The organism is Streptomyces sp. NPDC053673 (assembly GCF_055585225.1).
Genome location: NZ_JBVJKN010000044.1, coordinates 37115 through 49764 on the forward strand (window position 1 = coordinate 37115; position 12650 = coordinate 49764).

Annotated in this window: 13 protein-coding genes; 5 read left to right on the forward strand and 8 right to left on the reverse strand. The window is 67.7% G+C overall.

From position 1 onward, the window contains the following. Window positions 1-151: 151 nt before the first annotated feature. The 4 genes from ACZ6ZQ_RS34840 to ACZ6ZQ_RS34855 form a co-directional block, all read right to left on the reverse strand. On the reverse strand, window positions 152-1831 hold the full coding sequence (locus ACZ6ZQ_RS34840) for an NAD(P)/FAD-dependent oxidoreductase (protein WP_469772526.1): 1680 nt from the start codon (window positions 1829-1831) through the stop codon (window positions 152-154). An 84-nt stretch (window positions 1832-1915) separates the two neighbouring features. Then, a complete protein-coding gene (locus tag ACZ6ZQ_RS34845) occupies window positions 1916-3391 on the reverse strand; it encodes an FAD-dependent monooxygenase (protein WP_469772527.1) in 1476 nt (491 codons plus the stop codon). Window positions 3392-3612: 221 nt separating this feature from the next. Beyond that, window positions 3613-4008 (reverse strand): pyridoxamine 5'-phosphate oxidase family protein, encoded by a 396-nt coding sequence (locus ACZ6ZQ_RS34850; RefSeq protein WP_469772528.1) that lies wholly within the window; start codon window positions 4006-4008, stop codon window positions 3613-3615. Between the two features lie 15 nt (window positions 4009-4023). Continuing rightward, window positions 4024-5517, reverse strand: coding sequence for an MFS transporter (locus ACZ6ZQ_RS34855; RefSeq protein ID WP_469772529.1), 1494 nt, complete (start codon window positions 5515-5517; stop codon window positions 4024-4026). 165 nt (window positions 5518-5682) lie between these two features. Here ACZ6ZQ_RS34855 and ACZ6ZQ_RS34860 point away from each other — a divergent pair, with 165 nt between their 5' ends. Continuing rightward, window positions 5683-6090 carry a winged helix-turn-helix transcriptional regulator gene (locus tag ACZ6ZQ_RS34860; RefSeq protein WP_453664825.1) on the forward strand — a complete coding sequence of 136 codons (408 nt, stop codon included), beginning with the start codon at window positions 5683-5685 and terminating at the stop codon, window positions 6088-6090. A 16-nt stretch (window positions 6091-6106) separates the two neighbouring features. Here ACZ6ZQ_RS34860 and ACZ6ZQ_RS34865 read toward each other — a convergent pair whose 3' ends face one another. The 3 genes from ACZ6ZQ_RS34865 to ACZ6ZQ_RS34875 are packed head-to-tail and all read right to left on the reverse strand — an operon-like array spanning window position 6107 to window position 8436. Next, window positions 6107-6673, reverse strand: coding sequence for a flavin reductase family protein (locus ACZ6ZQ_RS34865; protein WP_469772530.1), 567 nt, complete (start codon window positions 6671-6673; stop codon window positions 6107-6109). 18 nt (window positions 6674-6691) lie between these two features. Beyond that, window positions 6692-7990 (reverse strand): cation:proton antiporter domain-containing protein, encoded by a 1299-nt coding sequence (locus ACZ6ZQ_RS34870; protein WP_469772531.1) that lies wholly within the window; start codon window positions 7988-7990, stop codon window positions 6692-6694. After that, on the reverse strand, window positions 7987-8436 hold the full coding sequence (locus ACZ6ZQ_RS34875) for a nuclear transport factor 2 family protein (protein ID WP_469772532.1): 450 nt from the start codon (window positions 8434-8436) through the stop codon (window positions 7987-7989). The genes ACZ6ZQ_RS34870 and ACZ6ZQ_RS34875 overlap by 4 nt, the downstream gene beginning before the upstream one ends. A gap of 212 nt (window positions 8437-8648) precedes the next feature. Here ACZ6ZQ_RS34875 and ACZ6ZQ_RS34880 point away from each other — a divergent pair, with 212 nt between their 5' ends. Then, window positions 8649-9344 (forward strand): antibiotic biosynthesis monooxygenase, encoded by a 696-nt coding sequence (locus tag ACZ6ZQ_RS34880; RefSeq protein ID WP_469772533.1) that lies wholly within the window; start codon window positions 8649-8651, stop codon window positions 9342-9344. Between the two features lie 135 nt (window positions 9345-9479). Then, the gene (locus tag ACZ6ZQ_RS34885) at window positions 9480-10145 is read left to right on the forward strand and encodes a response regulator transcription factor (protein WP_469772534.1); all 666 of its coding nucleotides are present in this window, start codon (window positions 9480-9482) and stop codon (window positions 10143-10145) included. Between the two features lie 71 nt (window positions 10146-10216). Here the strand turns inward: ACZ6ZQ_RS34885 and ACZ6ZQ_RS34890 are convergent, their stop codons facing one another. After that, window positions 10217-10909 (reverse strand): ScbR family autoregulator-binding transcription factor, encoded by a 693-nt coding sequence (locus ACZ6ZQ_RS34890; protein ID WP_469772535.1) that lies wholly within the window; start codon window positions 10907-10909, stop codon window positions 10217-10219. Window positions 10910-11540: 631 nt separating this feature from the next. Here ACZ6ZQ_RS34890 and ACZ6ZQ_RS34895 point away from each other — a divergent pair. After that, on the forward strand, window positions 11541-12266 hold the full coding sequence (locus tag ACZ6ZQ_RS34895) for a response regulator transcription factor (protein WP_469772536.1): 726 nt from the start codon (window positions 11541-11543) through the stop codon (window positions 12264-12266). A 291-nt stretch (window positions 12267-12557) separates the two neighbouring features. Then, window positions 12558-12650, forward strand: a 93-nt coding sequence (locus tag ACZ6ZQ_RS34900) for a biotin carboxylase N-terminal domain-containing protein (RefSeq protein ID WP_280842533.1), incomplete at its 3' end; no start/stop codon positions are given.

A 12650-nucleotide genomic window follows, 5' to 3' on the forward strand; every position in this document is an offset into this window, starting at 1 on the left:
GTGACGACGGCACCGGCGGCACAGCGGCCCGCCCGCCCGATGGAAGGGCGGACGGGCCGGTGGCGACGGCACCGGGCTTCGGTGTGGGGGGTGTTGGGGAGGGTGGTCGGGTGGGGACGGGGGTGCAGAGGTTGAGGAAGGGGCTCCCGGCTCAGGACACCTTGCGGCCGCGCAGGCCCTGCCTGACGACGCCGCTGAGCATGGAGCGGCCGAGGTCGCGCATCTCCTTGGGTCCGCTGGTGCTCGCCCACCACATGAACTTGATCATCGTGGGGGTCGTCGCCCGGAAGAAGCGGCGGTCCTCGCCTTCCTTCCAGCCGAAGGGCGTGTTGACGGACTCGCAGTCGTTGATGGCCTGGAAGACGATGTCGGCCGCCTTGTCGCCGTCGATCTCGCCGGCCTCGTACTTCTCACACGTGTCGTTGGTGACGTCGAGCAGATGCTTGAAGGCGTGGCTGTCAGGCCACCACAGCCCCGGGTAAGGAGCCTTCTCCATCTCCTTGAAGTGGCGGTCGTCGCCGTCCAGGGAGAAGTTCTGCCGGCCCTGGATCAGCCGCATGGTCGCGGGCGTCGTGAAGCACGCCCACACCCGGAACACGGCGTTCCACAGCCGGAAGTGGGAGAACGAGATGTACGAGCTGTTCACGATCATGTCGTTGTACTCGAGGAGGCCCTGCTCGAGCCGCTCGACGTACTCGAAGCGCTCCACGGAGAAGTCGTCGTCGCGCAGCGCGTCCAGGATGCGGTAGGCGAGGGCGTCCACCACCTCGAAGGTGTTGGACAGACCGCGCGAGTACAGCGGGTCGATGAAGCCGGCGGCGTGGGACATCAGGCACCAGCGGTGGCCGATGGTCCGCTTGGACGAGTACTGGAGCCGATCGGTGGAGACCCACTCACGTACCCGCTTGGCGCCCTCGAACTGCCTCTTCACCGCCGGGTACATGTCGAGGTAGTGGTTGAACTCCTCGTCGGGAGTCATGTCCTTGGGCTTGGGGTAGACGCGCTCGTCGAAGGTGAGTCCGACGCTGCACACCGGGTTCTTGGAGTCCTTGTAGTTGTCGAAGGGGATGATCCAGAACCAGCCGCGCTCGATCAGATGGTGCAGGGTCCCGCCGTGGAAGGGGGACTCGGCCGGCGGGCGCAGGGCGTCGGGGTAGTTGCACACATCGTCGTACGGCTTGATGCCGACGTAGTGCGTGAACAGGGACCGCGCATGGTGCTTGTGCCGGGGCGGGTTCTCGCGCAGGTCGAACTTCTGGGCCAGCGGCGAGCGGAATCCGCTGGCGTCGATGAGGTACTTGGCGCGGAACACCTCGCCGTTCTGGCCGGTGACCGTGACTCCGCTCTCGTCGAAGTCGAGGTCGGTCGCGCGCCAGTTCTGACGGAGCGTGCAGCCGTACTTGGCGGCCACGTTCACGTAGTACGAGTCGGTGTCCTGGCGGAAGAGATGCGTGGCCTCGGTCAGCATCTTGGGGATGACGAACATGGTGGCCTCGCGCGGGTCCGGCTCACGGTTCGTCCGGTGGGTGACAAAGCCGAAGCTCTGCTTCCTGCCGTGGTGCGGACCGATGTTCTCGGTCACCGCCTTGATGTCCAGCATGTGCTTGATCTCGGGGACGTCGTACCGTACCGCCAGAATGTGCAGCCACTCCACCAGCTGCGGGTTCTGGGACTCACCGACCGCGAACCGCGGATGCTGCCCCGCGTCGATGAGCACCACGTCGGCGCCCTGCCGGGCCAGGATCGCGCCGATGATCGAGCCTCCCAGGCCCGAACCCAGGATCGCGACGTCGCACTCGGTCCACTCGTCTGCCTTGGGGGCCTCTGTCACTGCCCCAGCGTTGGTGGGCAAGACCGCACTCCTCTTCTCGGATTTCGGATTCCCACGACGCGTCTGCCGCGCGTCGGCCTGTGCTCAGTTCTGGTGTCGGGGCTCGCCGAACCAGCGGGTGAGCGCCTCGCCGAGTCCGTCGGCGGAGCCGTCGGCACCGGCCCAGGCGACATAGCCGTCCGGGCGCACCAGCAGGTCGGCGGCCGGTGCCCCGGGGTCGTGGCGCGTGGCGGTGACGATGTCGACCCGGTCGGACCAGGCCTGCGCCGTCTCGCGCAGTCCGGGACTGTCGTGGAGGTCGAGCAGCAGCGCGTGCCCCTTGTGCAGGAGCTGGTACGTGGTGGACTTCCGGTCGCCGATCAGCAGTTCCTGGTCGGGCAGGCGGCGGCCGAGCAACGGATGGCCGCCTGCGCCGACGTCGTAGGCGATGTCCAGTCCGGTGACCAGGCCGACGAGGTGGCGCTGGACCGCTTCGATCGTGACCAGTTCCGCGAAGACGTCGCGCAGCGGCTGCATCTCGGCGCCGCCGAGGTAGAGGGAGCGCTGGACCAGGGTGTTGGCCACGATCCGGGCGCCGACCGGGTGCCGCTCGGTGTGGTAGGTGTCGAGCAGCCCGGGCGGGGCGTAGCCCTTGATCTCGGCAGCGAGCTTCCATCCGAGGTTCACCACGTCCCCCAGGCCGGCGCTGATGCCCTGGGCGCCGATGGGGAGATGGATGTGCGCCGCGTCCCCGGCCAGGAAGATCCGTCCGTTCCGGTAGGAACCGGCCTGGCGGCTCGCGTCGGTGAAGTAGCTGGTCCACACCGGCTCGGCGGCGTGGATGTCCTCGCCGGTCACGCGCTGGAAGGCGTCGGCGACCTCCGGGAAGGTGGGCGGTTCCTGCACCTTCCTGACCCCGGCGTTCCGCTCGAAGACGACGACGCGCGTGGCGTGCGGGCCCAGCGGGAGCACCACGACCATGCCCGCTTCACCGACTTCGCCGGTCGGGCGGATGCGCAGTGGGACACCGGAGACGTCGGCCATCTTCATCTCGATGGTCGCGTCCGTGCCCGGGAAGTCGATGCCGGCCAGGCGGCGGACGGTACTGCGGGCACCGTCGCAGCCCACCACGTACGCGGCGCGCAGCCGCTTGTCGCCCTCGGCGGTGGCGAGTTCGACCTCGACGCCGTCGTCCGAGGCCGTGAGGCCGACGAGCTCCTGCCCCCGGCGTACGTCGGCGCCGAGGCCGACCGCCCAGTCGTTGAGTATGGATTCCGTCAGGGACTGGGGAACGCCGCGGACCCCGAAGTTCCCGCCTTCGACAATGCGATAGTCGATGGGCAGACCGCCGAAATGCCCGACGGGGATGGTATCGAGTTCACCGAATTTCGCCAGAAGCCCACGCTGGCCGAACTCCTCGATAGTACGGGCGGAAAACCCCAGGGCCCGTGACTGCTGCATGGGTTCGACCAGCCGGTCGACCACGACGACCGAAAGTCCCGCCAAGCGGAGTTCACCCGCGAGCATGAGCCCCGAAGGGCCCGCTCCCGCAACAATCACATCGGCATCGAAATTGTCCATGTTCCCTCTCCCGACGGCTGTTTCTTTCCAGTATTCCGAGGGCGCCCGGGAAGATGAATGGCTGCGAGTACAGGACTCCGACAAGTTCGTCAAATTCCTGCAGCTGCTGCAGGGGCAGATCCGGAGCGGTCACGGGTAAAGGCGTGAGGGTGCCGGAAGACGCTTTCCGGCACCCTCACCCGCGGATTCGGCGGCCGGCCCTACCGGCTTTCGGCACGGGCTCAGTACAGGCCCATCACGCGTTCGACCGCGACCTCGATCACCACGAGCCCCGGTGGCTCCGGCGGCGGTGACCAGTAGCGCTTGGCGTAACGGCGTACGCCCTCCCTCACCCGTAGGGGGTCGTCCGACACGGTCGCGGTGCCTTCGAGAGTGATCCAGTGAGGACCCGCCACCTGACAGACCGCCACCCGGTCACCGGGGCCGGCCAGCACGTTCCTGGTCTTGCGGCGCGTCCGGGCGGTCATGACCCGGGCCAGCCCGGCGTCACCGTCCCAGGTGAACCGCACGGGCGTCACGTGCGGCGTGCCGTCGGGGCGATGGGTGACGAGGGTGCCCAGGTGGTTCTCGGCGAGAAAGTCCTCGGCCGAGGCGGACAGCGGCAGTCGCAGCGGCATGCGTTCGCCCGTTCTCTACGCGGCGTGCTTCGGCGCGTCGCCGGGCTGCCCTGATGCCTTCATGACGGGAAGGAGCAGCAGCGTGACGACGAACGCGGCGGCGGCGAAGCCCGCTCCGACGAGGAAGGCGTCGTGGAAGACGCTGGTCCGCGCCTCCCTGACGAGTTCCGGGATGCCCCGGGCCTGTGCCTCCAGTTGGGGGATGTTGCGGAAGGCGATGGTGGCGGCGACGGCCAGGCCGACCGCGCCGCCGACCTCCTGACTGGTGTTGATGAGACCGGCAGCCAGGCCGGAGTCCTGCTCCTCGGCCCCCGTGAACGCGGAGACCTGCACGGGCACGAACGACAGACCGAGCCCGAGACCCGTGAGCAGGAAGGCGGGCAGCAGATCCGTGAGGTACGAGGCGTCGGACGGCGCCCGCCACAGCAGCAGCATGCCGCCCGCCGCGAGGGCGAGACCGGCCATGAGGACCGGCTTGGTGGCGACCTTGGTGACGAGCTGCGAGGCGACACCGGCACCGACCGCCGTGATGACGGCGAGCGGCACATAGGCGAGGCCGGTCTTGACCGCCGAATAGTCCAGGACCTGCTGCATGAACAGGCTGGCGAAGAAGAACAGCGACACAGCGGTACCGAGCAGCAGCACGGCGACGGCGTTCGCCGCCCGCAGCGCCGGGCGCCGGAAGATGCCGAGCGGGATCAGCGGCGCCTTGGCGCGCCGTTCGATGAGCAGGAAGGCGAGCAGCAGCACGGCCGCCACGCCGAACCCACTGTAGATCCGGGCCGTGGGGACGTCCGAGTCGTCGACGGTGAGGCCGAGGGAGAAGATCAGCAGCACCAGACCGGTGGTGAGGAGGACCGCCCCGGTGACGTCGAATCCCTGACGCCGCCGCGTGGCACGGCTCTCGGGCACGATGAGCGGCGCCACCAGCGCGCCCACCAGTCCGATCGGCACGTTGATGAAGAAGACCCAGCGCCAGCCGGGGCCGTCCGTGAGCAGACCGCCCAGGGTGACACCGGCCACCGCGGCGATACCGCTCAGCGCACCCCAGGCGCCGAGGGCCTTGTTGCGCTCGGCGCCCTCCTCGAAGGTGTTCGTCAGCAGGCTGAGTGCGGCGGTGGCGATGAACGCCGCGCCGAGGCCCTGGGCGCCACGGGCGACGACCAGCATGACGGCGTCCTGTGCGAACCCCGCGAGCAGGGACGACAGGGCGAACAGGATCAGTCCGGTCTGCAGCATCCGGCGTCGCCCGAAGGTGTCGGCGAGCCGGCCGCAGAGCAGAAGGAACCCGCCGAGCAGCGTTCCGTACGTCGTGACGACGTACTGCAGCTGGGTCTGGGAGATGTTGAGCTCGTCCTCGATGGTGGGAAGCGCGACGTTCACGATCGACACATCGAGAAACGTCATGAATCCGGCGAGGCAGAGAAACGCCAGGATGAGCCCGGGACGGCGCACCTGCGGTGTGGCCGCTGCCCGGCCGGTGCTGTGCAGGGACTCTGGGATCGACATGTCGCTCCTGGTGGATGAGGAGGATTCGCGGAATCGGAAGCGAGATCGCAGGAGGAACCGGAGGCGGAGCCGGGACGGAACCGGAGCCGGACCGGAGAGCGCGTCAGGACGCTAGCATCCTGGGTATAGTAGGTACCTAGAGGAAAGCGACTTCCGGGAGGACCCATGAGCGGTACGACCACCCAGAGCGGCACCCGCGCGCGCACGGCACCGGCACGGTCCGAACAGGCATGCCCGATCGCACCGGTACTCGACATCGTCTTCAGCCGCTGGACCACGCCGATCCTGTGGACCCTCAACGAGTACGGCCGGCAGCGCTTCGTGGAGCTGCAGCGCAACATCGCCACGATCACGCCGAAGGTACTGACGCAGAGGCTGCGGCAGATGGAGCGCGACGGTCTCGTCCTGCGCACCTATCACCCCGAGGTTCCCCCCAGGGTGGAGTACGAGATCAGCGATCTCGGACGCAGCCTGGCGCCGCTCTTCGCGACGCTCGCCGAGTGGTCCGAGTCCAACCTGTCCAAGGTCGAACAGGCGCGCCGCGACTTCGACTCCGCGGACCAGCGAGCCTGACGGGCACGACCGCGGCTCAGCGCCGCGACGCACCCGTACTTGTACCCGCACCTGCGCCTGCGTCCGCGGTCAGGGCCTCCAGCACACGCATGGAGCCCCGGTAGAAGATGAGCGGGTTCTCGTCGCGGGCGGGAACCCCGAGCTCGACGACCTCACCCAGCACGATGGAGTGGTCCCCTCCGTCGTACTCCTCCATCAGCCGGCAGCCCAGGAACGCCAGGGCCCCGCTGAGGACCGGCAGTCCCTCCGAGGACCGGTGGTGCGGCACCTCCTCGACCTTCGCGGACTCACGGCCGGCGAACGCCCAGGCGAGTGGCTCCTGTTGACGTGTCAGGAAGTTGACGACGAACCCGCCCGAGTCCTTCAGCACCGGACGCAGCCGGGACCGCTCGTGCAGGCAGAACAGCACGAGCGGCGGTTCGAGCGAGACGGAGGTGAAGGAATTGACCGTGGTTCCGGCGGAGTTGCCGGGCCCGCCGGTGGTGATGACCGTGACGCCGGTGGCGAAGTTGCCGCACACGTTGCGCAGCGCCTTGCCGTCCACCGGCTTCTGCTGGTGCGATGCGTGCTGTACGGGAATCACGAGAGCCCTCTCGTCTCGTCAGGTACGCGGGGTGATGAGATCCGCGGGTTCCGGAGTCGGGTCCGTGGTCAGAGCCTCGCGCCGGGACAGCAGAGGCCCCGCCATCGCCGTCGTGACGAGAGCCATGATCACCAGCATGGTGAACATGCGCCCGTCGAGGACGCCCAGGCTGACGGCCGCGTTGAGGATGATGAGTTCGGTCAGACCCCGGGTGTTCATGAGCAGCCCGAGGTCCTTCGCCTCCCGCCAGGACAGGCGGGACAGACGCGCCGGTACGATCGCGCCGAGCAGCTTGCCCGCGCAGGCGACGGCGATGATCAGCGCCAGCGCGAGGTAGTCACCGGCGGTCAGGGCGCCGAGGTCCACACCGAGCCCGGTGACGATGAAGAACACCGGCAACAGCACAAGGCTCACGTTGTCCAGCGGCTTGCGCAGATGCTGGGTGAGGACACGGACCGGCTCACGCGGCATCACGAAGCCGAACAGGAAGGCGCCGAAGATGGCGTGGATACCGATCCAGGTGGTCAGCCAGGCCGAGGTGAACGCACCGGCGCACAGGACCACCAGCAGCGACGACCAGCGTTCGGTGCTCGCCCAGCGCCACACCAGCCGGGCGACCAGGGGCCGCACCACCAGCAGCATCAGCGCGACGTAGCCGACGCCGAGCGCACCGATCCGTGCCAGCTCCGTATAGTCGCCGTCCGCGCTGACCAGGGCCGACACATACGCCAGCAGACACCAGGCCAGCACGTCGTCGATGGCCGCGCTGGCCAGGGACAGGGTGCCGACCCGGGTGTCGAGCAGCTTGTTGTCGGCGAGGATCCGGGCCAGCACGGGGAACGCGGTCACCGACATCGCCGTACCCATGAAGGTGGCGAAGGCGACGAAGGAGATGTGATGTCCTGCCACCGTCGCATGGTGCGGGTGGAGCACGGTCGCGAGGGCCACGCCGAGGCCGAAGGCGAGCGCGACGGAGGAGAGTGAGACCCCGGCCGCCAGGCCGGCGTGCGGGCGGATCAGCCGCTTCTCGAACTCCCAGCCCACCACGAACATGAAGATGACGAGGCCGACTTGGGAGACCGCCGACAGAAACGGGCGTACGTCGGCCGGGAAGATCCGATGGGGCAGGTCCCCGGGGAGCATGCCCAGCACGCTCGGGCCGAGGGCGATGCCCGCCGCGATCTCGCCGATCACCGCGGGCTGGCGCAACCGCCGTACCGCCCGGCCCAGCAGGAGACCCACCAGCAGGACGACGGCGATGTCGGCCAGCATGATCGCGAACTTCATGTCCGGTGTGCCGGCTGCCATGACGGTCATCGGGCGCCTCCGGTGACGGGTGGGCTGCCGGTCATCCACACCACGCGGAACGACAGCGCGGCGAGCCGCCAGCCCTCGGGCGTACGCCGGGCCTCACCGGTCACCAGCGTGCCGGTCACGAAGAGCGGTTCGGCGGCCGCGCCGGGGTGGTGGACGTGCGTCGACACGAGATTGGCACGCAGTACGGCCCGGTCGTCGCTCATGACATCGACAATCGCGGGTGAATTCAGATGCTGCGTCCGCTCGAATGCCGCCAGTGCGTCGCGGTGGTAATCGGCGAGCCCGACGATGCCCTCGTGCCGGCTCATCGGGAACTCGACACGGGCGTCCTCGGTGAACAGGCTTCGCGCCCACGCGTCGTCGAGCTTGTCGTCGTCGAGAGCGATCAGATAACGGTCCAGCAGCGTGCCCGTGCCGGAACCGGGAGTTGACTGGCCTGAGTTCATTGCCCGAGCATGGCGCCCTTTCCGAGGGGCACCCAAGGCCGCTTGTCACAGATCTGACGAAGTTGCAGAAGATCTGACGACGCCCTCGAAGAGTTGACGAACCTGCCGGAATTCTTGAACAGAGCGCACTTCAGCTCACGATCCGTTCTTGTGATGCTGTTCGGGAAACGGCCCTCCGTTCCTCCATGTCCTCAAGCGGAAGAGAAGAGAGAATGCCGAAAATTGCAGCCGACGGAAAGCACCTGACCGTCCTCAACCTGTTCTCGACCGACGCCCCCGAGAAGCAGGACAGCCTGCTCGGGGCGATGCGGGAGATCGTCGACAGCGCGGCCTTCGACGGCTGGATCTCCAGCACGGTCCACAGCGGCCAGGACAAGCCCGGCACGGCCAACTTCATCCAGTGGCGCTCCACCGAGGACCTCGAAGCCCGCTACGCCGGCGAGGAGTTCAAGCACCGTACGCTCCCTCTCTTCCGAGAGATCACGACGTCGATCCGGCTGCTGCAGAACGAGGTGGCCTTCACCCAGCAGGCGCCGGCGCTGGGCGGCGTGACCGAGATCTCGCCCGACCGCGACGACTACACCGTCATCGAGATCTACGGTGTGGCGGAGAAGGGCCAGGACGACCTGATCGACGCCCTGGGCCCGTCACAGGAGTGGCTGCTCGAGGTGCCGGGCTACCGGACCCACACCGTCCTGCGGGGTCTGCGCGCCCGCGGTCTCGACGGCACGTTCGTCGTCTCCTACTCCCAGTGGGACGACAAGGAGTCGTACGACCGCTTCCGTGACCTGCCCGAGGCGGAGCGGTCCGCCGCACGGCAGAAGACCGACGTCCGCGTGGCCGCCCTGGCGACCTCGCACGACTGGAACACCTACCGGGTCGTGCACTCCCGGTCGGCGGGTCAGTAGGAACGTTCCCGACGGTGGTCCCAGGCGGCCGGCTCCGCCTGGGGCCACCGTCCTTTCCGTTCGCCGACCGGATGACGAAGTCGTGTTGTGCCGCCGGCTCGTGTCCGACGGACCGCCTCCGGGCGTGGAGTGATGATGCGTGTGCTCGTGGTCGACTCCGATGATCAGGCCGCCGAAGCCCTGGTCTCCCGACTGATCAGGAACGGACACCGGGCCAGCCGTGTCCGTTCGGGCCGAGCGGCGCTCAGGACCTGGGACCAGGCCGATCTGATCCTCCTCGACCTGGGCCTGCCCGATCTGGACGGCGTGGAGGTCTGCGGGGAGATCCGCGCCAGAGGCGGCACCCCGATCATCACCTTCACCAGCAAGGACACGGAACTCGACCGTGTCCTCAGCCTTCAGGCGGGTGCGGACGACTGCCTGGTCAAGCCGTACGGATACCGCGAGCTCGTGGCCCGGATGAATGCGGTCATGCGCCGCGCCGCCGCACGGACGAGCACGGCGGTCCTGTCACGCGGTGCCCTGCACATCGATCCGCGCAGCCGGCAGGTGCGCGTGCGCGAGCGGATCATCGACGTGACCCGCAAGGAGTTCGACCTGCTCTTCCTGCTTGCCTCGTCCCCGGATGCGGTCGTGTCCCGGAGGGACCTGATCTCGAAGGTCTGGGCGGACGAGTGGGCGATCTCCAGCCGCACCGTCGACACCCATGTGAGCACGCTGCGCACCAAGCTCGGTGACGGCGACTGGATCATCACCGTACGCGGCCTCGGATACCGGCTCGGCGACGGGACGGGGAGCTGAGCACCAACGGCCGGTCAGGGCGCGTCCCGTGGATGAGGGCCCGTCCCGTGGATGAGGGCCCGTCCCGTGGATCAGGGCGTGTCCTCCGGAGCGTGCGGGGCCGATCCGGAAGGCGGGTCCTGGGACCGGCTCGTCTCGTACGAGGCGAGCAGCCGTTCCGCCCGGTCATCCGCGATGTCGAGCGTGGGAAGCACGGCGGGGAGCGAGATGCTCGGCAGCACATGACACAGCAGAACGAGCACCCGGTGCGTCAGATCCGCCCGCTCGCACAGGACGTGGGACATCTCCTGAATCCCGGAGAAGGCGCCGGCCAGCATCTCGGCCGTGTCGGCAGGGTCGATGTGTGGCAGGAGTTCCCCTTGTGCCCTCGCCTCGGCCAGCAGATCCGTGAGCCGGTCGATCCAGGAGCGGAACGGTGCGGCCCGGTCGAGGCCCTCGCCCCACCGGTCCATCGCGAGCCCGACACTCGCCCGCGTCAGCGGGTCATGGCGTAACTGGTGGGCGAAGAGCAGCGCCTGGTCCGCCAGTTCCTGGAGCTTCGTCCGCTGCGGCGGCAGCGGGCCGACCCTGAACTGGGCCTCCATCACCTCGCGCGCAAGCTCCTCCTTCGAGGCGAAGTGGAAGTAGAGCGCACCCTTGGTCACACCGGCCCGCGCGAGGATCTCGGTGATCGTGGCCGAGCTGTAGCCGCGCTCGTCGAACACGGCTGCCGCTGCCAGCAGAATCGACGTACGGGTCCGGATCGCTCGCGCTTGCTGTGTCATCTGTTTCGTGCCCATTTCTGGTGTCAGAGCGGGCAGGTGTGACGCGGCGGCCGTATACGAACACGGGCCCCCCATCCCAACTGCGTCCGGAATACGTACGGATGGCGATCGGCAGCCACACCCCAGGCGTGAGCTCTTTCACACCGCCCCCCTCGGTCTACAGCCGCTCGATGCATGTTTGCCGCGCGTTAACAAATCGCCGGTGATCGCTGTCGCACTCCCCCTCTGCCGATCTTCCCTCCGCCGCTCATTACAGACCGGCCGGTACGGTATCAACCTCACGGCACCGGGTGCGGACACACCGTCAAGCATCCGCAGAGGCCGACAAGTACAGAGAAACGTCAGAACTGCCGCCCGGAACAGCGACACGGTCGGGTTACCGGCGGAAAGCGGCCGTGGCCGGAACGGGCACATTGGTCTGTCTACATATTGGACACCGGGCGGGCCGATCTACGTTGGCCTGAAGAGCGTGTGTACGTACGTCGGCATACTCGGACAAGATTTCACAATGCGCCTGGTCCGGGCAAGTTTACCCAGATTTATTTTGACAAACTGATGCGCTGGTTTTTAGCCTCGCTCGCAGTGGCCTGCCATGTACGTCGAGCTGGAACTACTCGCAAGGGGGAGAGTAATGAGTCAGTACTCGACCGACACGTTGGAACCGCGAAAGACGTCGTTACCCGCACAGCACACCACTGCCACCTGGCGCGTCCTCGTGGTCGAGGGCAACGCCGACGAGAGGGAGCCCCTCGCCAACGGGCTGCGGCGGCACGGGCACAAGGTGGACGGCGCCTCGACGGGAGGAGCGGCTCTCCAGGCATGCGAGGGCGCCGACATCATCCTGCTCGACCTGGAACTTCCCGATCTCGACGGCCTGGAGGTGTGCCGTTCCATCAGGTCGATGTGCGACGTCCCCATGATCGCCGTCACCGCGTGGGGCACCGAACTGGATCGCGTCCTCGGTCTCCAGGCCGGCGCGGACGACTACCTGGTCAAGCCTTACGGCTTCCGTGAACTCATGGCCCGTATGGAGGCCGTCATGCGTCGTGCGCGGCCGCAGCAGAACAGCGCCAAGGTCGTCTCGCACGGCCCCCTGCACATCGATGCCGGGACCCGGGAAGTCTGCCTCGGCGGCCGGATCATCGATCTCACGCGCAAGGAGTTCGATCTGCTCCATCTCCTGGCGTCCCATCCGGGCACCGTTGTTTCTCGAAAACGAATAATGGAGCAGGTGTGGGGGGACTCCTGGTCCCGGCGGACCGTCGACACACATGTCAGCAGCCTCCGCAACAAACTCGGAGGCAGTGACTGGATCATCACGGTCCGCGGCGTGGGATTCCGCTTCGGGCGAGGCTGATTTCACGCACAGTCCCCTCGGACGGCTGGGGGTGAGTTCCGGGAACCGGAGCTCACCCCCTTTCCATTTCTGTGGCACCTGACGGAGCTGTGACATTCGCCTGGCTGTTGGCCAACAAATCAGCAGTCTCCCTGCAGAACCTGACCGAAGACTGAATGCGATCATCTTGAAAGCGGGAACGGGCCCGGCCAATCATGATTCAGCGGCCCGGCGCGCTGTTCCGGAGGAAATTCCTCCCGAAAGCCGAGCACGGGTGACCGCTATTTCCGAGCAGTCAGGAGATGCCCCGTCGTGCGCAAGGTGCTCATCGCCAACCGAGGCGAGATCGCTGTCCGCGTTGCCCGTGCATGCCGGGACGCCGGGATCGCGAGCGTAGCCGTCTAC